This window comes from Streptomyces sp. NPDC037421 (assembly GCF_055602105.1).
On record NZ_JBVJWV010000008.1, the window covers coordinates 58,826 to 78,735 of the forward strand.

The following is a 19,910-nucleotide window of genomic DNA, read 5'->3' on the forward strand; positions in this document are numbered from 1 at the left end:
CCGGGCACCTCACCTCACCTCACCTCGGCAGCGTCAGCGCCCACGCCGCCCGCCGCACCGTCCACGTGCGCCGCCGCACCGGCCCGGCCAGGGCGTGGTCCGCGCGGTAGCGGAAGTCCTCACCGGACACCCCGACCGCCCCGGACACCGTGACCGCCTCCGCACACCCCCTCAGCGGCGGAGCTCCCGACAGCCGGACCACCACCTCCGCCGGCCCCGCGCCACCTCCGGCCGTCCGTACGGCCACGTCCTCCACCGGACGGTCCCCGTCGGCCAGCACCACCCCGTCGACCTCCACGCGCAGCCGGTGCACCGGCCACGCGGGCGCCGCCGGGCTCGGCAGCAGCGTCCGCAGCAGCGAGCGGTAGCCCCCGCCGCGCCGTACGGCCGACACCGGCGGGCTGATCCGCAAACCCCCCAGCACCACCCCGCCGCCGTCGTCCACCAGCAGGTCCCTCGGCCGCGGGACCCCGTCCAGCGCCGTCCTCGCCGCCAGCACCGCCGACAGCGGCACCCCGAGCGACCGGGCCAGCGCCAGCGACCCCGGCTGACCCACCGGAACCAGCGAGACCACGCGCTCGCCGGGCTCCCGCTCCCGGTGCAGCAGCCCCACGGCCCGCACCAGCGCCCGGTCGTCGCCCACGATCACCGGCCGCCGATGACCCCGGCGGGCGAGCGCCCGCGCAAATTCCTCCTGCGAATCCGGGAGGCAGATTTTCGCCGCGGCTCCCGCTGACAACACATCCTTCGCGATTCGCACGGACTCGCCGTCAAGACGGCGGGCGACCGGGTCGACGAGCACGAGCAGGCCGCCTACCGGCGCACCCGCATGGCTCATGGCGGGCTCTGGAGCCGACACCTCGGTCCTTCCTCGGGTAGCATCTTTGTGCAAGAGGCCCTTGCGCTATTGCGCCAGGGCCTTCGTCTATTCCGGGGCACCGGTCCGACGGCTCAGCCTGCGGTGTACATCGTCGTACGCCCCCTGACCTTGGACATGCCCCATCCGGAAGAGGTGTACGCCTGTGCCCGCTCTTGTGCTGCTCGGAGCTCAGTGGGGTGACGAGGGCAAGGGAAAGGCCACCGACCTGCTCGGTGGATCCGTTGACTATGTAGTGCGCTACCAGGGTGGCAACAACGCCGGCCACACGGTGGTCGTCGGCGACCAGAAGTACGCGCTGCACCTTCTCCCCTCCGGCATCCTCTCCCCCGGATGCACCCCGGTCATCGGCAACGGTGTCGTCGTCGACCCGGCCGTCCTGCTCTCCGAGCTGCGCGGTCTGAACGAGCGCGGCATCGACACCTCCAAGCTGCTCATCAGCGGCAACGCGCACCTGATCACGCCGTACAACGTCACCCTCGACAAGGTCGGCGAGCGCTTCCTCGGCAAGCGCAAGATCGGCACCACCGGCCGCGGCATCGGCCCGACGTACGCGGACAAGATCAACCGCGTCGGCATCCGCGTCCAGGACCTCTACGACGAGTCGATCCTCACCCAGAAGGTCGAAGCGGCCCTGGAGGGCAAGAACCAGCTCCTCGCGAAGCTGTACAACCGCCGCGCGATCGAGGCCTCCGCGATCGTCGAGGAGATGCTCCAGTACGCGGACCAGATCAAGGGCTACGTCGCCGACACCACCCTGATCCTGAACAACGCGCTGGACGAGGACAAGGTCGTGCTCTTCGAGGGCGGCCAGGGCACCCTGCTCGACGTCGACCACGGCACGTACCCCTTCGTCACCTCCTCGAACCCGACCGCCGGCGGCGCCTGCACCGGCACCGGCGTGGGCCCGACGAAGATCAGCCGCGTCATCGGCATCCTCAAGGCCTACACGACCCGCGTCGGCGCGGGCCCGTTCCCGACCGAGCTGTTCGACGAGGACGGCGAGGCGCTGCGCCGCATCGGCGGCGAGCGCGGCGTGACCACCGGCCGCGACCGCCGCTGCGGCTGGTTCGACGCCCCGATCGCCCGCTACGCCACCCGCGTGAACGGTCTGACGGACTTCTTCCTCACCAAGCTGGACGTGCTGACCGGCTGGGAGGAGATCCCGGTCTGCGTCGCGTACGAGATCGACGGCAAGCGCGTCGAGGAGCTGCCCTACTCGCAGACCGACTTCCACCACGCGAAGCCGATCTACGAAACCCTCCCGGGCTGGTCCGAGGACATCACCAAGGCCAAGACCTTCTCCGACCTGCCGAAGAACGCGCAGAACTACGTGAAGGCCCTGGAGGAGATGTCGGGCGCCCCGATCTCCGCGATCGGCGTCGGCCCCGGCCGCACCGAGACGATCGAGATCAACTCGTTCCTCTAGGCACCACGGCCACGGCCGGACACGACGCCCGAAGGGGCGGGGGGCGCACCGCGCTCCCCGCCCCTTCGGCGTATTCGGCAGACCCGCGCGAACACGTACCGCGTCCGCCGGATCACGTTCGGTACAGTCGGGACACCTTCACCCAGGCTGGGGATTCCAGATGCACGATCTCCGCGCGCCGGCGCTCCCGGCGACCCTCGGCGAGGCGCTCGACGCCGACGCCTACGCCGAAGAACTGCGGACGCGCCGCGCGTCGGTCCGCAACGGCGAGTCCTGGCGGCTGGAGCGGCTCCAGCACTTCGAGGAGACCGGCAACCCGACCCGGGAGGCGCTGCGGCAGGGCGACTGGCGGGAGGTGCTCCGGCTGATCGAGGCGGAGCGCACCACCGCGCGCCGGGCCGCCGACGAGGACAGCCGCAACGGCTCCCCCTTCCGCCGGCTGCGGGTGGTGGAGGAACCGCTGTCCCCGTACGTGCAGTGGCAGCTGCACTGGCTCCACATGCGCGCCGAGGCCGGGCACCAGACCCGGGTGCTGTCCGCCGAGGAGTTCTCCTTCGCCGAGGCGGCCGACGGCGGCCGGCTGCCCGAGATCGTGATCCTCGACGGCCGGGTCCTGTACGAGGTCCTCCACACCCCCGCCGGCGTCCACACGGGCAGCCGCCGGTACGAGGACCCGGCGATCGTCAGGCCCTGGGAGGTGTACGTGAAGCGGGCCTACGCGAGGGCCGAGGACCTGCGGACCTACTTCACCCACTCCGTCGCGCACCTGCCGCCGCCCCCGGCGGCCTGAAAAAAATCTCCCGGGCCCGTCACATCCGTGCTCTCCCCCGGGTCAGTGCTGTGAAGACACCGACCGAAGGAGAGCAGCAACCATGACGAACGCCCCCGCCTCGATCTCCCGGATGCCCAACCCGGGCGAGTTCGTGCCCGAGCTGAACGACATCAGCGCCGCCCTCTTCCGCGCCACCGGCAACCGCTCGGTGCCGCGCACCACGATCAGCCTGGTGCACCTGCGCGCCGGACAGATCGTCCACAACACCTACCTGACCGTCCTGAACACCGCCTTCCTCCGCAAGGCCGGCGAGTCCGAGGAGCGCATCACCGCCGTCTCCTCCTGGCAGGACGCCCCGTACTTCACCGCGGCCGAGCGCGCCGCGCTCGCCCTGGTGGAGGCCACCCTCCAGCCCGCCCCGCGCGGCCAGGAGCGCGTCCCGGACGAGCTGTACGCCGAGGTGGCGGAGCACTACGACGAGAAGGCGCTGGCCACCCTCACCATCGCGATCGGCCAGATCAACTTCTTCATCGCCCTGGCCGTGATCGGCAAGCCCCAGCCGGTGGCCTCCCTCGCCGACCAGCAGTGGGACTGAGGACCGGCGGCCCGCACCGGGTCAGGAGACCAGGGTCTGCTCCTCCAGCTCGGTCAGCCGCACCGTACACAGCCCGCCGCGCTCGGTCCTCACGTCCGTGACCTTCAGCTGCGTTCCCGGGGAGAGGATGAACTCCTCCTCCTCGGTGAACGCGGAGAAGTCCCGGATGCCCACCGCCCGGGCGGGCACCACCTCGAAGAGCGTCCGCTTGCCGCGGCTGCCGAGGAACCCCCGCGCGACACCGAGCTTCGGCGTGCAGGAGGACACGCCCCACCAGGTGACCGTGCGGCCCAGCGGGTACTGCGCCCGCAGGTCCAGCGCCACGCCCCGGTACAGCGGCTCGGTGCGCGCGGGCAGCCCGGACACGGCCGAGAACAGCAGCCGCAGGTAGGGCAGGTACGGGACGAGCCTGGAGCGGTCCGGGGAGCGCAGGACGGCGTTGATCTCCCGGTAGAACGCGGACTCGCAGGTGTAGAGGTAGAGCGCGGCGACCGCGTCGGCGGACAGCCCGCCGGCCGCTCCGTCCGCCCGCGTCCTGCCGAACTCGTACGACCGGTCGACGTGCCGGCCGAGTCCGGACAGCAGCTCGGCGACGGGTGCGACGGCGTCCCGGAACTCCATGAGCGGGGTGTCGAACACCCCGGTGATCGCGGGGAGGACGAGGCCCTCGTCCTTGACGCTGGAGAGGCGCTCCAGATACAGCTGGTGCAGTTCCATCGTGGACGCGATGAAGGCGCCCATGCGCGCCGCGACGTCCTCGCCGCCCGCCCCGCCGGCCCCTTCCGCACGCTCGTTCCACCCCTTCTCCGGGAGCCAGTCGACGGGGGCCGCGCCCAGTGACGCGAGCGCGTCGTTGACCGTCGCGAAGTGGTCGCCGTCGCAGAAGACGTCGCCCTGCGCCGCGGGATTGGCGTGGTCGATGTGCCGGACCTCGACGCCCGGGTACTTCTTCTGGAGTTCGAGGACGACCTTCTTCAGGCTGCGCGCGTGGGCGCCCCACCAGGCGAAGACGACCCCGCGGTCCTCCTCGTCGGCGTCCTGCTTGGCCTTGAGGATCTCCTCGACGATCCGCTCGGCGACCGGCCGCCAGAAGGCGGTGTGCGGATCGGCGCCGCCCCGGGTCGCGTCGCTGCTCGCGGTGAGCGCGGCGTTCAGCAGGAGCACGCCCTGGGTGAGCATCGCCTGGAACCACTCCGGCGGCTGCACGGTGTCCCGCTGCTTCAGGAGCGCGCGTATGTCGGCGATCGGGGTCTTCTTGGGAATTCCGTGCTTCCACATCGCCGCGGCCTTGATGATGCAGCGAATGCTGACGACCCGGCCGAACTGACTGTCCTTCCAGTCGTGGAAGGTGTTGTCGAACATCGCTATGCCGGTGGCGCTTTCCGGCCTCGGATACGGATTCTGTCCGAAGACGACGACCTTCCACTTGTGCGGCGGATTCGGCTTGAGCGCCTGGAAGGTCAGCTCGCGGACCGGGACGACTTCCGGGCTGCGGCCCGCGCCGATGAACGCGGCGGCGTTCGGCTGGGCCTCGATGACGGGCTTGAGCAGCGGGAACCACGGCTCGCCACCGCCCTTGAACAATTCGGCGAGGGCCAGCGGGTCATTCGGGTCGGGCTGTGCGGGATTTGCCGGGGAATTGGTTTCGGGCATGGCGGGGAACTCCGAAATGTCGGGCCGGACTTCGAATCTTTCCGCAGGCTAGCAGCGGGCACTGACAACGCTGACCGACCATCACCATCCGCTGCGTCGAAGGCGATTGTCAGTGCCCGCCGCTAGCGTGGTGAGTGGTCGGAAAGACCGATTCCCGATTGGAGTGGATGATGACCGAGGACCGCGTGCAGCCTGCGCTCAGGGTCGTACTGACCGACGTCAACGCCGATGTGGTGGAGTCGTGGCGGGCCGCCTTCGCCGACACCCCCGGGATCGAGATCCGCCGGGGCTCGATCCTCGACGAGGACGTCGACGCGTGGGTCAGCCCGACCAACTCCCGCGGCCGGATGGACGGCGGGGCCGACGCCGCCGTCAAGCGCTTCCTGGGAGCGGGCATCCAGCTGCGCGTGCAGCGGGCGATACGCGACCGGTTCGCCGGCAGCCTCCCGGTGGGCAGCGCGGTGTGCGTGCCGTCCGGGGCCCTGACCCCGCGCTTCCTGATCTCGACGCCGACGATGGAGACGTCCTCGCAGAACGTCAGCCAGACCCTGAACGTGGCCCTGGCGTGCGCGGCCGCCTTCCAGGCCGTCCACCGGCAGAACGAGGAGAAGCCCGGCAGCATCCGCTCGGTGGCGCTGGTCGGCATGGGCGCCCGCACCGGCCGGGTGCCGGCACGGGTCTGCGCGAACCTGATGTGGACGGGCTACACGCTCTTCAACGACCACCGCTTCGAGGACTACGACGACCTGCGCGCCACGATCACCGCGCAGCTGGACGACATAGAGAACGCCCCCGCCGAGAAGCGGGTGCGCATCACCCCGCCCAAGCGGGCCACGCCCCGGCGCTGACCGGCCGGCCCGTACGGGCGCTGCTACCAGGCGAGTTGGGAGATCTCCTCGGCGACCACCGCGCAGGCGTCCGCGGCCGGGTCGATCAGGGGGAAGTGGCCGACGCCCTCGACCAGGGTCAGGCCGACCATCTCGCCCGCCTTCGCCGCCGCGGCCACGTACGACTCCGCCACCGCCGGCGGGACCACGATGTCCTCGCGCCCGTGCACCACGGTGGTGGCGATGCCGGTCGGGAGCAGCGCCGCCGGGTCGGCGAAGGGCAGGCGGGCCTCCCAGTGCTCCGGCCCGCCCAGCAGCTGCGCCGACGCGCCGCCGCAGACGCCGAGTTCCTCCGCGACCGCGAAGTCCGCGATCGGGGCCAGCGCCACCACACCGCGCAGCGGCGGCGGGGCGGGCAGCCGCCAGGGGGAGCCGTGCGGCAGCACGTGCCGTGCCGCCGCCCACAGCGCGAGCTGTCCGCCCGCCGAGTGGCCGGTCACCACGGTCCGGCGGAAGTCGGCGGCGGGCAGGGCGGCCGCGGCCAGGCCGGGCAGGGCGTCCATGGCGGCGGCCACGTCGTCGAAGGTCTCGGGCCAGCGCCCGGCCACCGGCCCGCCGGCGTCCTGGTGGGGCAGGGAACTGCCGCGCCGGTACTCGACGTTGGCGACGGCGAAACCGCGCCGGGCGAGGAGGTCCGCGAAGGGGGTGATGTGCTGCCGGTCGTAGGGGGCCCGCCAGGCCCCGCCGTGCAGGACCACGACCAGCGGGGCGGAGCCGGTGGAGTCCCCGCGCGGGGCGTAGAAGTCGACGACCTGGTCGGGGTGTTCCCCGTACGCGCCGCTCGCGTCGGGCCCGACCGGGGGGTGGGCGAAGGCCGAGGCGGCCTCGGCGGCGTCCCGTTCGACTGCGGGGTCCGTCATCGGCTCAACCTCTCGGTAACGCGTGGGACAGGGGGGACAGATGTTCCGGTGTTCCGACTGAGCGGGACCGTACCAGGCCGACACGCGCCACTGACCGCCGGAACGAGCCCGCACGGAGGCGGGCGGAGCCGTAGCCCCGCCCGCCCCGTGCTGTGACGTTTCGCTACCGCGTCACCCGAAAATGTGACCCAGTGTGCGTGCCGCGCGCTCCACATCGGCGAATCCGACGTAGAGCGGGGTGAATCCGAACCGCAGGACGTCGGGGGCCCGGAAGTCGCCCACCACGCCCCTGGCGATCAGCTCCGCCATCACCTCGCGGGCGCCCTCGGCCCGCAGCGAGACCTGGCTGCCGCGCCGTCCGTGCTCGGCCGGGGTCACCGGCTCGACCTTGCCGTCCGGGACGTACGCGGCCACGCATTCGAGGAAGAAGTCGGTCAGCGCGAGGGACTTGGCGCGGACCTCCTCGACGTCCACGCCGTCCCAGGCGTCGAGGGCCGACTCCAGCGCCAGCATCGACAGGATGTCCGGCGTCCCGACGCGCATCCGGGCCGGTCCCTCGGCGGGGACGTAGTCCGGGGTCATCGCGAAGGGCTGCGCGTGGCCGTTCCAGCCGGGCAGCGGGGAGTCGAAGGCGCCCTGGTGCCGTTCGGCCACATAGATGTAGGCCGGGGAACCGGGGCCGCCGTTCAGGTACTTGTACGTGCAGCCCACCGCCAGGTCGACGGCGTGCGCGTCGAGCCCGACGGGCAGGGCTCCGGCGCTGTGGCACAGGTCCCACACGATCAGCGCGCCCGCGGCGTGCGCGGCCGCGGTGAGGCCGGGCAGGTCGTGCAGCCGGCCGGTGCGGTAGTCGACGTGGTTGAGCAGCACCACGGCGGTGTCGTCGCCGAGGGCGCCGGCCGCGTCGGCGGGGTCGACCGGGACGAGTTCGAGGCCCGTCATCCGGGCGGCGGACGCGGCGATGTAGCCGTCCGTCGGGAAGGTGGTGGCGTCGACCAGCATCCGGGTCCGGCCGGGCGCCGCCAGGCGGGCGGCACCGACGAGGGCCTTGAAGAGGTTGACGCTCGTGGAGTCGCCCACGGTCACCTGGCCGGGGGCGGCGCCGATCAGCGGGGCGATGCGGTCGCCGATCCGCTGCGGGGCGGTCCACCAGCCGCTCTCGTCCCAGGAGCGGATGAGGAGCTCGCCCCACTGGCGGTGCACGACGTCGGCCACCGCGCCAGGTACCCCGGCCGGCAGCGCGCCGAGGGAGTTCCCGTCGAGGTAGACGACCCCGTCGGGCAGGGTGAAGCGCTCGCGGAGCTTGCCGAGGCCGTCCTCGGCGTCGAGCCGCGCGGCCCGCTCCTGGAGCTCCGGTATCGGGTTCGCGGCGGCGTCAGACATGGCTGCGGGCCGTCCAGAGCTCGGGGAAGACGTTCTTCGTGGCGCGCTTCTCCAGCCAGGTCACCCCGGCGGAGCCGCCCGTGCCCGTCTTCGCGCCCATCGCCCGGCGCGTCGCGACCAGGTGGTCGTTGCGCCAGCGCCAGACCAGCTCGGCGACGTCCGTGAGCACCTCGCCGAGGCGGTGCAGGTCGGCGTGCCGGCCGGACGGGTCCGCGTAGAGGGCCGTCCAGACGGCCTCGACCTCGGCGGAGGGCTCGTACCGCAGGGCGAGGTCCCGGTCCAGGACCGCCTTGGGGACCGGCAGGCCGCGGCGGGCCAGCAGGCGCAGGGTCTCGTCGTACACGCTGGGCTCGTGGAGGGCCTTCTCCAGCTCGGCGTGGACCCGCGGGGCGCCCCGGTGGGGGACCAGCATCGACGCGGACTTCTCGCCCAGCAGGAACTCCATCCGGCGGTACATCGCCGACTGGAAACCGGAACCCTCGCCGAGGGCGGCGCGGTACGAGTTGAACTGCGCGGGGGTGAGCTGGGCCAGCGGCCGCCAGGAGGCGTTCAGGGCCTCCAGCTCACGGAGGGATCGTTTCAGCGCGTCCATCGCGACCGGGACGTCGTCCTCGCGCAGGGCGCGGGCGGCGGTCTCCCACTCGTGGACGATGACCGTGAACCACAGTTCCATGACCTGGGTGGTCACCAGGAACACCATCTCGCCGGGATCGTCCGAGCGCAGGTGCTGGAGGTGGGTGAGGACGTCTGCCTGGACGTAGTCCTCGTACGGAGTCGTGCCGGCGAAGTCGAGGTTCGGGGTGTCCGAACCGGCTCCGGAGGCATCAAGGGCGTGCGACATTTCTGTCTCCTCGACACGTGCTTCCGGGTAGCGGTCCGCTCCTTCCGGTGAGGTAAGTGGAGCCCCGGTCCCCTGCTCCGCATCATAAGCAGGGGATCCGGAAGCCCTCTAGGGCGCTCCTGGAGAGCGTTATGCGAGCGTGTCCGCCGCCGTCTCCGAGGAGTCGCGCAGGAAGGTCGAGCAGCGCTCGTACTCCTCCTTCTCGCCGATGGCCCCGGCGGCCCGCGCCAGGGCGTGCAGGGCGCGCAGGAAGCCGCGGTTCGGCTCGTGCTCCCACGGCACCGGGCCGTGGCCCTTCCAGCCGGCGCGGCGCAGCGCGTCGAGGCCGCGGTGGTAGCCCGTACGGGCGTAGGCGTACGACTCGACCGTGCGGCCGGCCGCGAAGGCCTGGTCGGCGAGGGCGGCCCAGGCGAGGGAGGACGTGGGGTGCGCGGCGGCCACTTCGGCCGGGTCGGTACCGGCGGCGAGGGCCTCGCGGGGCGCGGGCTCGTCGGGCAGGTGGGTGGGGGCGGGGCCCCCGAGCAGGTTCTGGTGAATCGACATGGCCCCAGTCTGGCCGACGGAGCCGACGGCCGGCGGCCGGGCCCGGATCAGGAGCCCGGATCACGCACCCGGATCACGCGCCCCGATCCGGGCGCCCGCGTCACGGCCAGCCGGGAGCGCGCGCCGGCCCGCCCGGATCACCCGCCCGCGTCACCCGCCCGCGTCACCCGCCCGCTTCGCGCCCCGGCCCCTGCCCCTGCCCCTGCCCCGTCGCCGGGTGCCGGGGGCCCGGGGGGACGGACGCCGGACGGGAGGCGGCCAGCTCCCGGCGCAGGACCGGAACGATCCGCTCGCCCAGCACGTCGACCTGCTCCAGGGCCGCCTCCAGCGGCAGCCCGGAATGGTCCACGGCGAACAGCTGGCGCTGGTAGTCCCCGTACACCTCCCGGAAGGTGAGGATCTTCTCGATCACCTGGTCCGGACTGCCCACGGCCAGCGGGGTCCGCGCCGCGCACTCCTCCAGCGAGTAGCGCCCGCCGTAGACCCGGGACCGGTCGAAGTACGGGCGGAACCCGCGCACCGCGTCCTGCGAGCGCGCCCGTACGAAGACCTGCCCGCCGAGCCCGACGACCGCCTGCTCGGCGGTGCCGTGGCCGTGCTCCTCGTACCGGGCGCGGTACAGCTCCACCAGACGGGCGTACTGGTCGACCGGCCCGAGGAGGTTGTCCGCGAAGAAGCCGTCGCCGTAGTACGCGGCCTGCTCCGCGGTCTCCGGCGAGCGCACCGATGCGTGCCACACGAAGGGCGGTACGCCGTCCAGCGGGCGGGGCACCGAGGTGAAGCCGTCGAGGCGGGCCCGGAAGCGGCCCTGCCAGTCGACGTCCTCCTCCCGCCACAGGCGGCGCAGCAGGGCGTAGTTCTCCCGGGCCAGCGCCATGCCCTGGCGCAGGTCCTGGCCGAACCACGGGTAGCAGTTCGGGGTGTTGCCCCGGCCGGTCATCAGGTCGAGGCGCCCGCCCGCCAGGTGCTGGAGCAGCGCGTACTCCTCCGCGACCCGGACCGGGTCGTTGGTGGTGACCAGGGTGGTGGCGGTGGACAGGATCAGCCGCCGGGTGCGCGCGGCGAGGTAGGCGAGCAGGGTCGGCGGCGAGGAGGTCACGTAGGGCGGGCTGTGGTGCTCGCCGGTGGCGAAGACGTCGAGCCCGGCCTCCTCCGCCCGCAGGGCGAGCGCGGTCATGGCCAGGATCCGCTCGTGCTCGGTCGGCGTACGGCCGGTCGACGGGTCGGGCACGACCTCGCCGACCGAGAAGATGCCGAACTGCACCCCGCCCCTCCCGTGTCGCCACCACCGCCGCGCGGGATGCGGCACCGGGGGGCAGGCCCCGGCACCGCGGCTCGTGGCCCCGCGATCCGACCGTGCCCGATTCGCGGCGGTCCGGCCAGGTCCGCCCCGGCAGTCCGTCAAGTCACCGGGGTGGTGGCGGCCCCACCACGTTCCGGCCAAGTGCGGTGACCGGCACACCTCCCCGGAAGGGGGGTGCTCGGCCGACGGTAGAGGTGCAGTGGACGCACGCCGAGGGGGGCATGTCGTGAAAGCGGTCATGAGCAGCATCAGCACTGGCACCGGTACGGGCACGGGCACGGTGGCCCCGGTCCGGCGGGACCCGGCCCGGGAGGCGGCCGACGACCTGTGTTCCGCGGTCCTGTCCTCGCTGCGCCGCAAGGACCAGCGGGAGAAGGGCCGGCAGTACGTGCAGGGGCTGCTCGCGCTGCCCGGCCGCAAGTCGATGCGCGGGATCGCGGGGCAGGTCGGGGGCGGGGCCGCCGAGCAGAGCATGCACCACTTCATCTCCGGCTCCACCTGGGACTGGGAGCCGATCCGCGCCTCCCTCGCGGGGTTCCTCCAGGCGGCCACCCCGCTGACCGCGTGGGTGGCGCAGCCGATGGCCATCCCGAAGGGCGGGGAGCACTCGGTGGGGGTGGCGCACCGCTTCGACCCGCACCAGGGGCAGATGTTCCGGGGGCAGCAGGCCTTCGGGACCTGGTTCGCCTCGGCCGGTCTGGTCACGCCGGTCGGGTGGCGGATGCACCTGCCGGAGGCCGACGCCCCCGACGCCCCCGGCGCCTTCGAACCCGCCGACGCGCAGGCCGCCTACGAGGAGTCCGCGGCGGACGCCGTCATCGAGACGGTGCGGCGCAGCGGCAACCGGCGCCCGGTGGTGCTGGACATCCAGCGGATCGGCACCCGCTCCACGATGAACCGCTTCGCCGAGGCCGGACTGCCCGTCATCGCCCGCGTCGCGCCGTCGACGCCGCTGCTCGTCACCGACCCCGCGCTGCCCGGCCACGGCGCCGGAGCGCGCCCCGCGCGGGACGTCCTGCAGTCGGTGAAGGGGCTGTGCACCCCGGTGGAGTGGACCGACCCGGACCCCGCGTTCCCGGGCGGCCGCCACCGCAGCACCCTGGCGGTCGCGGTGCGGGTGATGATGCCCGACCCCTCCCCGGCCCGCCGCCGCCACCTGCTGCTGGTCGGCGAGTGGACGGACCCGCGCCGCCCTCCGGCGCAGCTGTGGGTGACGGACCTGGTACGGCTCCCCGTGGGCCCGCTGCTGCGGCTGACCAAGCAGGGCCGGCGGGTCGGCTTCGCCGCCGAGCACAGCGGCCAGGAGGCGGGCCTGCGCGACTTCGCCGGGCGGGCCCTGCCCGGCTGGCACCGGCACGTCACGCTGGCCTCGGTCGCGCACGCGGCCCGCGCCCTGACCGGCGCGGAGCACTACGCGGCCGCGTAGGCGGACGGGGCCGGGCGGGATTACACGGCGTCCGAGCGGTCGGCGGCCGTGCGGCGGTCGTGCAGGACCGTACGGGCCTTGCGCAGCCGCAGGGCCATCTGGATCTCCAGCGCCCCGGCGGGCTTCTGCCAGTCGGGGCCGAGGAGTTCGGCGATGCGGTCCAGCCGGCGGGAGACTGTGTTGGGGTGCACGTGCAGGGCCTCGGCGGCGTGGGTGGGGCTGGCGCCCGAGGCGAAGTACGCCTCCAGGGTGCGGGTCAGCTCCGTCAGCCGGTCCGCGTCGTACTCCAGGACGGGGCCGATGGTGGCCGCGATGAACGACTCCACGTCGTGGTCGGCGGACAGCAGCATGCCGAGGAAGCCCAGTTCGCGCAGGGAGGCGGTACCGCCCACCCCGTCGAGCGCGGTCAGCGCGTCCAGGCAGCGCACGGCCTCGGCGTAGACGCGGGCCACCTCGCCCGGGCTCCCGGTCGGTCCGGCGGCCCCGGTGGACACGGCGTGGCCCAGCAGCGGCGACAGCTCCCCGGAGGCCCGGTGCGCGGCGGCGGAGGCGTCGGTGCCGGGCAGGACGAGGACGATGCAGCCGCGGCGGACGCCCTTGAGCCCGCCCATCCGGTACGCGTACGAGGACGCCCAGGCCACGGCCTTGCCCAGTTCGCCGCCCTCGGGCCGGGCGACGACCACCACGTGCGGGCGGTCGAGGTCGATGCCGAGGCGGCGGGTGCGCTCCAGCAGGTGCAGGTCGACGGAGTGCGGGCGTTCCAGCAGGTCGGCGAGGAGTTCGTCGTGTACGGGGCCCTCGGCGGCGGCCGTGCCGCGCTGGATCAGCATCAGGGAGGCCACGGACTGGGCTGCCAGCTGGAGCAGCCGTACGTCCTCCTCGGCGAGCGGTTCGGAGGCACTCAGCAGCAGCACCCCGAGGTCCTCGGCCCCCGCCAGCACGGGGGCGAGCCACAGGTCGCCGGGCAGGCGCACCGGGCGCCGGTCGGTGAGCGCCTGGAGGGCGCCCTTGGTCACCACGTCCTCGTCCAGGCCGGGCAGTTCCCCGGTCGCGGTCAGCGGCCGCCCGCCCGGGTCGCGTACCTGGAGCACGCCGTCCAGCGCGTCGGCGGTGGCCCGGGCGAGGGTGGCGAGGCCGGCCCCGTCCAGGACCAGCCCGGCCAGCCGGGCGTGGCACTCCCACAGGTAGCGGACCCGGGTGAGGGCGGTGTTGGTGCGCGAGCCGAAGGCCGCCAGCTCGGTGACCTCGTCGCGGGTCTGCTCCAGCAGCCGGGCCTTCTCGATGGCGACGGCGGCCAGGTCGGCGAGGGAGAGCATGATGCCGATCTCGTCCGGGGTGAACTCCCGTACGGCGCGGTCGGATCCGTAGAGCGCGCCGAGGGTGGAGTTACCGCGCCGCAGCGGGACCGCGATGATCGCGTGCAGGCCCTCCGCCTCGACCACGGCGTCGATGCCGGGGGCGTGCGCGATGGAGGAGTCGGCGAGGTAGTCGGGGGTCCACACCGGTGAGCGGCGGGCCTGCGCGATGCTGCCGAGGCCCCGGCCGGTGCCGAGTTCGAGGCCGACGTTGAGCGCGGTGGTCTCGCCCTCCGAGGTGCGCACGTACGCGGAGCCGTCCGGGCGGCTCAGCGACAGCCAGGCCATGTCGAAGCCGAGGAGGCGCCTGGCCCGGCGGGTGATCAGGCGCAGCAGGCCGTCGATGTCGTACGGGGAGGTCAGGTCGTGGGCGGTGTCGACGAGGGCGGTGAGGGCGGCCTCGCGCTGTCTGCCCCTGCTCGCGCGGGCCCGCACGGAGCCGGCCAGGTCCACGGCCCGGGTGAGGGCGGCGAGTTCGGCTTCGTCCGCGCCCGCGTCGCGGGCCTCGGCCAGCAGGGTCTCGTACCGGCTCGGCGGGGCGTCCTGCGCGAGCAGCTCCAGTACGGCCAGCGGGCCGCCCCCGTCCCCGCGTCGCATACCACCGCTCCCCCCACCCCGACCAGCCGCTTTCCGTCCCCGGCCCCGAACCTAGGTTCCGTCGGGCGAGGGGTCAAGCAGGCCGCCCGGGACCGGCCGGGGTCGGGTGGCGGCGGGTCCGGGTGCGGCCGCGGGTCAGGTGCGGGCGGCGCCGGTCAGGGTGGGCCCGGGGGCCGGCCGGATCCGCCGGGCGGCCTCGACGCGGGCCTCGGCCCGGCGCAGCGCCGCCAGGTAGGCGCCGCCGGGGCGGCCGGCTCCGGAGCCGCGCAGGACCGCGAGCGCGAGGCGCAGCTCGCGGTGGCGTCCGAGGGCGAGTTCCGCCTCGGCCCACTGGCCGAGCACGGAGAGCCGGTCGGCGTCGAGGCAGGCGATGCGGCCGCGGAGCCAGGTCCCGGCGTCGATGCCGTCCAGGGCGGGGCCGGTCCACAGGTCCAGTGCCCGGCGGAGCCGCGCGGCGGCCTGCGCGAAGTCGCCCCGTTCCATGGCCCGGTATCCGGCGCCGGCCTCGCGTTCGAACTCGCGGACGTCGCAGCGGCCGCCGGCGGTGTCGAGAAGATACCCGCCGGGCCGGGTGGACAGCACGGCCTCGGGAGTTCGTACCGAGCCGGCTCCCAGCGCCTCCGCGAACCGCTCGCGCAGCCGGCGTACGGCGGTGTGCAGGGCGGCGTGGGCGTGCTCGGGCGGGACGCGGCGGACCAGTTCGTCCGCGAGCACGGAAACGGGGACGACCCGGTCGGGACAGGCCGCGAGGACCGCCAGGACGTGCCGGGACTCCGGCGTGGGGGCCGTGATGGGCACACCGTTCTCGATGACCCGCGGTGTGCCGAGTACCTCAATGTCCACAGTGATCTCCCTGGGCAGGCGAGCAGAAAAATCATACCCAGAAGGATCTTTTTTGGAAGAGGGAGGGGCCGGCCTACTCGGCCGGCTCCCGCGGCGGCACACCGCCCTGGCCGCAGGGCCGGCACTCGTGCCCGCCCTGCGGCCCGAACAGCGCTCGCGCTCCCCGCCCGGGAGCGGTGTCGAGCCGGATCGCCACGGCCGGTACCACCACGTTCGGCATCACGTGCGTGTAGAGCTCCGCGACCTGCGCGTCCAGGTCGAGGCCGAGCGTGTTCGACATGGTGTTCAGCCCGGCGTACGCCCCCACGATCAGCCGGGACGGGACCACCGGGTCCACGTTCGGCAGCAGCTCCCCGCGCCGCTGTGCCTCCGCCAGCACCTCGCTGTGCAGGTCGATCCACGCCTGGTAGGGGGCTGCCCGGTCGAGGTGCTGGTTGCCGTACTCCAGCGTGAGCCGTGCGCTGGCCCGGATCAGCGCCTCGTGCCGCAGCCGGTGCGAGAAGACCATGCCGATGTCCACGAACTCCTGCGCCTTGTACTGCTGCGGCAGCATCTCGGGCTGGGACTCGTTCTGCGCGTCGATGACGGCCTGGGCCAGGGCCTCCTTCGAGTCGAAGTGGAAGTAGAGCGCGCCCTTGGTGACCTTCGCGATGTTGACGATGTCCGAGAGCTTGGCGGCGTCGTAGCCGTGCTCCTCGAACACCACGGCGGCCGCCTCCAGGATCGCCCGACGCGTGCGCACCGCCCGGTCCTGCTTCACCTGGGGTCGCTCTGTCTTCATCTGCGGCGTCGCCTCTCCTGGCCCGCCGGTTTTACATCCCCACGGGTACGTTTCTCTGGGTAGTAGATTCCACACCATCGCGCCGCCGCGCGTCCACCGGCGTATGTCACCTCGGGCGAATCCCTCCCGAATCCACCGCACGGCACGCGGAAAAGGGGCCCGTCGGCCCGTGACGGACCGGCGGACCCCTTCCTCAGGTCCTCGCGAACCCTTCCGGGTCCTCGCCGCTTACTTCAGCTTGGTGCCCGTGGAGCGCAGGTCGGCGCAGGCCTGGGTGACGCGCTTGGCCATGCTCGCCTCGGCCAGCTTGCCCCAGGTGCGCGGGTCGTAGGTGGACTTCTTGCCGACCTCGCCGTCGACCTTCAGGACACCGTCGTAGTTGCGGAACATGTGGTCCGCGACCGGGCGGGTGAAGGCGTACTGGGTGTCGGTGTCGAGGTTCATCTTCACGACGCCGTTCTCCAGCGCGGTGGCGATCTCCTCGGGCGTGGAGCCCGAACCGCCGTGGAAGACGAAGTCGAACGGCGAGGCCTTGCCGAACTTCTCGGCGACACCGGCCTGCAGGTCCTTGAGCAGCTCCGGACGCAGGACGACGTTGCCCGGCTTGTAGACGCCGTGGACGTTGCCGAAGGAGGCGGCCAGCAGGTAGCGGCCCTTCTCGCCCAGGCCCAGGGCCTCGGCGGTGCGGATCGCGTCCTCGACGGTGGTGTACAGCTCGTCGTTGATCTCGTGGCTGACGCCGTCCTCCTCGCCGCCGGTCGGGGTGATCTCGACCTCAAGGATGATCTTCGCGGCGGCGGCCTTGGCGAGAAGCTCCTGGCCGATGGCCAGGTTGTCGGCCAGGGTCTCGGCGGAGCCGTCCCACATGTGCGACTGGAAGAGGGGGTTCAGGCCGCGGGCGACGCGCTCGGCGGACACCTCCAGGAGCGGACGTACGTAGCCGTCCAGCTTGTCCTTGGGGCAGTGGTCCGTGTGCAGCGCGACCGTGACGTCGTACTTGGCGGCGACGACGTGCGCGAACTCGGCCAGGGCGACCGCGCCGGTCACCATGTCCTTGCTGTACTGGCCACCCAGGAACTCGGCACCGCCGGTGGAGATCTGGATGATGCCGTCGCTCTCGGCCTCCGCGAAGCCGCGCAGTGCAGCGTGCAGGGTCTGGGTCGAGGTGACGTTGATGGCCGGGTAGGCGAACTTGCCTGCCTTCGCCCGGTCGAGCATCTCGTTGTAGACCTCGGGGGTTGCGATGGGCATCTGTCCGCTCCTTGGATGTGCGGGGAGTGTGCTTATTGCGGGCCCTGACCTGGGGGCGACGTCGCCGTCGCGCCTATCTTTCCAGACTCGGCGCAACACTCCACCCCGCCTGTCAGACCCCGGTTACCGGCGCGGGCGGAGTGTTTCACGTGAAACACCCCGCCCGTCCGGAAAGCCGCAGGTCAGGACCGGAGCGAAGACTTCCGGGACCTTGGTCACCAGTTGTCCCGCACCCGGTCCCGGGCCCGCCCGTCACCCCCGCGCGACCACGATCCGAGACGGCCGGAGCCCGCGCAGAGGGGTCAGGCGAGGCCCAGGTCCCCGAGCTGGTAGCCCGTGAGGTAGGGCAGGCCGGCCCCGGCGATCGCGTCGGCCGCGCCCCGGTCCACGATGGTGGCGACGGCGACGACTTCGCCGCCGGCCTCGCGGACGGCCTCGACGGCGGTCAGCGGGGAGCCGCCGGTGGTCGAGGTGTCCTCGACGACCAGGCAGCGCTTGCCCTTGACGTCGGTGCCCTCGATGCGGCGCTGCATGCCGTGGGCCTTCTGCGCCTTGCGGACGACGAAGGCGTCCAGGCGCTCGCCGCGCGCGGCGGAGGCGTGCAGCATCGAGGTGGCGACCGGGTCGGCGCCCAGGGTCAGGCCGCCGACGCAGTCGAACTCCAGGTCGGCGGTGAGGTCCAGCATGACCTGCCCGACCAGCGGGGCGGCCTCGCCGTCGAGGGTGATCCGGCGGAGGTCGATGTAGTAGTCGGCTTCCTTGCCGGAGGAGAGCGTCACCTTGCCGTGCACGACGGCCTTGTCCTTGATCTGCTGCAGAAGCGCATCGCGTACGTCAGTCATGCCGTCGAGCTTAGTTGCGGGTCAGCCGAGCCGCCGCCACGTCCAGGTCGTGGAGACCTCCAGCGGGTCCACCGGCGTGACCAGGCGCGGGAGGGTGTTGAGGCCGTTCGGCGGGCCGGACTGCGGCTCGACGCAGACGGCCTCGGGCTGCTCGTCGTACACGACCACCCATTCGGCGGGGCTGGTGACCTTCAGCTCCAGCTGACCGGGCCAGGTGAGGGTGACGTCGACCCCGTAGGGCATCCCGAAGCAGTCGTCCCAGGGGCCGGGCTTCGGGTCGGTGCGGCGGCCGGTGGGGATGTGGTCCTCGTCGCGCTCCTCCTGCCAGGCGGGGTCGAAGCCGATCCGGGCCGGCTCCCCGCCCTCGGTCAGGACCCGGTTGAACCACGGGTGCCAGCCGGCCTGCGCCGGGAAGGAGTCCTGGTACGTCTCCACGCCCAGGCGGATCGTCAGCGCGTCCCCGCCCAGCTCGAAGAGCTGCGTCACCCGGCCGGAGTAGGGCCAGGGGTCGACGAGGTCGTAGGTGAAGGCCGCGGTGGTGCCGGTGGCCGAGGCCGTCTTCCAGGGCGCGTCGCGGGCGAAGCCGTGGATGGCGTGCGGCGGGTGGTTGAGCGGCAGCTGGTGGACGGCGGCGCCGTCGTGGAACCGCCCGTTCGCCGTGCGCCCGCACCACGGGACCATGGGGAAGGCCCCGAACTTCGGGCCCTGCCGCAGCAGCTCGATGCCGTCGACGCGCAGACCGCTGACCCGGCAGCCGTTTTCCTGATCGATGGTGAGTTCGGCGCCGCCGGCGCTCAGTCGCGTAGTCATACGGCGACCCTACGGCGCGTCAGCGACGGCGGCGCAACGCCCTTCCGACCACGACCGCCGAGGCGAGGGCCAGGGCAGCCGCCGGGGCGATCCAGCGCAGGCCGTTCCCGCCGCCCGCGGCGGAGGGCGCCGGGACCGGGGCGTAGCGGCCGCGCGGGGGCGCGTGGTCGACCTCCTCGGCGCTGCGGCCGATCATCGTGCGGCGGGCGTGGGCGGCCTCGGCCGGCGGGCGTCCGGGGCCGGCGGGGGCCGCCTCGGGCTCCTCCTCCTTCTCCGGCTCGGCGAAGGAGGCGAAGTCCGCGAACTCTCCTTCGAGGAAGGGGTCGAGGGACGGGGGCGGCACCTCGGTGTCGAACACGGACGGCACGGCCCCGGTGGGGCCCGGCGCGTCCTCCCCGGCCTCGGCGACGGGATCGCCCGCGGTGCCGGCCGCACCGGCCAGGTTGGCCGCGAAGCGGTCGAGGAGCCGTCCGGCGGCGGTGGCGGTGGCCCCCGGGTCGAAGGCGGCGGCCCGGCCGTCGGCGGCGGCCCCGCCGCTGAACTCCAGCAGGGTCCCGCCGTCGTGCGGGACCAGCCGCAGCACGAGCGCGAGGGTGATGGTGCCGCTGCCCCGCACCTCGGTGCCCTCGCCCTCCGCGGCGAAGTGGTCCGGGTCCCGCTCGGCGAGGGCCAGGGCGCCCCGGTAGGTCACGGCGTGGCCGCCGACCCGCACCTTGAGCCGCCCGGCCAGCGGCCCGGAGGCGGTGTCGGCGTCCTGCTGGAGCCCGGGGACGCAGCGGGCCACCCGGGCGGGGTCGCGCAGCACGGCGCGGACGTCTTGTGCCGGTACCGGAACGAACACCTGATGCTCCATGCGGCCGAG

At 73.3% G+C, this 19,910-nt stretch carries 19 protein-coding genes; 5 read left to right on the forward strand and 14 right to left on the reverse strand.

Annotation, left to right across the window (positions count from 1 at the left end):
- Nucleotides 1-19: 19 nt before the first annotated feature.
- The gene (locus ACZ7IF_RS14510; RefSeq protein ID WP_470970412.1) at nucleotides 20-838 is read right to left on the reverse strand and encodes a diacylglycerol kinase; all 819 of its coding nucleotides are present in this window, start codon (nucleotides 836-838) and stop codon (nucleotides 20-22) included.
- Between the two features lie 184 nt (nucleotides 839-1,022).
- Between ACZ7IF_RS14510 and ACZ7IF_RS14515 the strand changes: the two genes are divergently transcribed.
- From ACZ7IF_RS14515 to ACZ7IF_RS14525, 3 genes are all read left to right on the forward strand, one after another.
- Nucleotides 1,023-2,306, forward strand: a complete 1,284-nt coding sequence (locus tag ACZ7IF_RS14515; RefSeq protein WP_362458830.1) for an adenylosuccinate synthase — start codon at nucleotides 1,023-1,025, stop codon at nucleotides 2,304-2,306.
- A 160-nt stretch (nucleotides 2,307-2,466) separates the two neighbouring features.
- Nucleotides 2,467-3,096, forward strand: coding sequence for a DUF6879 family protein (locus ACZ7IF_RS14520; RefSeq protein ID WP_470969549.1), 630 nt, complete (start codon nucleotides 2,467-2,469; stop codon nucleotides 3,094-3,096).
- Between the two features lie 82 nt (nucleotides 3,097-3,178).
- On the forward strand, nucleotides 3,179-3,673 hold the full coding sequence (locus ACZ7IF_RS14525) for a carboxymuconolactone decarboxylase family protein (protein ID WP_470969553.1): 495 nt from the start codon (nucleotides 3,179-3,181) through the stop codon (nucleotides 3,671-3,673).
- Between the two features lie 21 nt (nucleotides 3,674-3,694).
- On the opposite strand, the gene ACZ7IF_RS14530 is transcribed toward ACZ7IF_RS14525, so the two are convergent.
- Nucleotides 3,695-5,326 (reverse strand): ADP-ribosyltransferase domain-containing protein, encoded by a 1,632-nt coding sequence (locus ACZ7IF_RS14530; RefSeq protein ID WP_470969555.1) that lies wholly within the window; start codon nucleotides 5,324-5,326, stop codon nucleotides 3,695-3,697.
- A 170-nt stretch (nucleotides 5,327-5,496) separates the two neighbouring features.
- Here ACZ7IF_RS14530 and ACZ7IF_RS14535 point away from each other — a divergent pair, with 170 nt between their 5' ends.
- A complete protein-coding gene (locus ACZ7IF_RS14535; RefSeq protein WP_470969558.1) occupies nucleotides 5,497-6,174 on the forward strand; it encodes a macro domain-containing protein in 678 nt (225 codons plus the stop codon).
- Between the two features lie 23 nt (nucleotides 6,175-6,197).
- Here the strand turns inward: ACZ7IF_RS14535 and ACZ7IF_RS14540 are convergent, their stop codons facing one another.
- From ACZ7IF_RS14540 to ACZ7IF_RS14560, 5 genes are all read right to left on the reverse strand, one after another.
- The gene (locus ACZ7IF_RS14540) at nucleotides 6,198-7,073 is read right to left on the reverse strand and encodes an alpha/beta hydrolase (RefSeq protein WP_470969562.1); all 876 of its coding nucleotides are present in this window, start codon (nucleotides 7,071-7,073) and stop codon (nucleotides 6,198-6,200) included.
- Between the two features lie 171 nt (nucleotides 7,074-7,244).
- Entirely contained in the window at nucleotides 7,245-8,456 is a 1,212-nt protein-coding gene (gene kynU, locus ACZ7IF_RS14545) for a kynureninase (RefSeq protein ID WP_470969566.1), read from the reverse strand.
- Complete coding sequence (locus tag ACZ7IF_RS14550; RefSeq protein ID WP_470969569.1) at nucleotides 8,449-9,297, reverse strand: tryptophan 2,3-dioxygenase family protein; 849 nt, start codon at nucleotides 9,295-9,297, stop codon at nucleotides 8,449-8,451. The genes kynU and ACZ7IF_RS14550 overlap by 8 nt, the downstream gene beginning before the upstream one ends.
- A gap of 129 nt (nucleotides 9,298-9,426) precedes the next feature.
- On the reverse strand, nucleotides 9,427-9,840 hold the full coding sequence (locus ACZ7IF_RS14555) for a DUF3151 domain-containing protein (protein WP_470969572.1): 414 nt from the start codon (nucleotides 9,838-9,840) through the stop codon (nucleotides 9,427-9,429).
- A gap of 163 nt (nucleotides 9,841-10,003) precedes the next feature.
- Entirely contained in the window at nucleotides 10,004-11,104 is a 1,101-nt protein-coding gene (locus tag ACZ7IF_RS14560) for a CE1758 family FMN-dependent luciferase-like monooxygenase (RefSeq protein WP_470969575.1), read from the reverse strand.
- A 277-nt stretch (nucleotides 11,105-11,381) separates the two neighbouring features.
- On the opposite strand from ACZ7IF_RS14560, the gene ACZ7IF_RS14565 reads away from it, so the two are divergent.
- A complete protein-coding gene (locus ACZ7IF_RS14565; protein ID WP_470969578.1) occupies nucleotides 11,382-12,569 on the forward strand; it encodes an IS701 family transposase in 1,188 nt (395 codons plus the stop codon).
- A gap of 20 nt (nucleotides 12,570-12,589) precedes the next feature.
- Here ACZ7IF_RS14565 and ACZ7IF_RS14570 read toward each other — a convergent pair whose 3' ends face one another.
- The 7 genes from ACZ7IF_RS14570 to ACZ7IF_RS14600 form a co-directional block, all read right to left on the reverse strand.
- Nucleotides 12,590-14,521, reverse strand: coding sequence for a helix-turn-helix domain-containing protein (locus tag ACZ7IF_RS14570; protein ID WP_470969582.1), 1,932 nt, complete (start codon nucleotides 14,519-14,521; stop codon nucleotides 12,590-12,592).
- A 135-nt stretch (nucleotides 14,522-14,656) separates the two neighbouring features.
- Nucleotides 14,657-15,364, reverse strand: a complete 708-nt coding sequence (locus tag ACZ7IF_RS14575; protein ID WP_470969588.1) for an AfsR/SARP family transcriptional regulator — start codon at nucleotides 15,362-15,364, stop codon at nucleotides 14,657-14,659.
- Between the two features lie 73 nt (nucleotides 15,365-15,437).
- A complete protein-coding gene (locus ACZ7IF_RS14580; protein ID WP_470969592.1) occupies nucleotides 15,438-16,145 on the reverse strand; it encodes a ScbR family autoregulator-binding transcription factor in 708 nt (235 codons plus the stop codon).
- 228 nt (nucleotides 16,146-16,373) lie between these two features.
- Nucleotides 16,374-17,396, reverse strand: a complete 1,023-nt coding sequence (fbaA, locus tag ACZ7IF_RS14585) for a class II fructose-bisphosphate aldolase (protein ID WP_007265022.1) — start codon at nucleotides 17,394-17,396, stop codon at nucleotides 16,374-16,376.
- 302 nt (nucleotides 17,397-17,698) lie between these two features.
- Entirely contained in the window at nucleotides 17,699-18,238 is a 540-nt protein-coding gene (gene pyrE, locus ACZ7IF_RS14590) for an orotate phosphoribosyltransferase (protein ID WP_267034081.1), read from the reverse strand.
- A gap of 21 nt (nucleotides 18,239-18,259) precedes the next feature.
- Nucleotides 18,260-19,048, reverse strand: a complete 789-nt coding sequence (locus tag ACZ7IF_RS14595; protein WP_470969597.1) for an aldose epimerase family protein — start codon at nucleotides 19,046-19,048, stop codon at nucleotides 18,260-18,262.
- A 19-nt stretch (nucleotides 19,049-19,067) separates the two neighbouring features.
- Nucleotides 19,068-19,901 carry an SRPBCC domain-containing protein gene (locus ACZ7IF_RS14600; protein ID WP_470969601.1) on the reverse strand — a complete coding sequence of 278 codons (834 nt, stop codon included), beginning with the start codon at nucleotides 19,899-19,901 and terminating at the stop codon, nucleotides 19,068-19,070.
- Nucleotides 19,902-19,910: the final 9 nt, after the last annotated feature.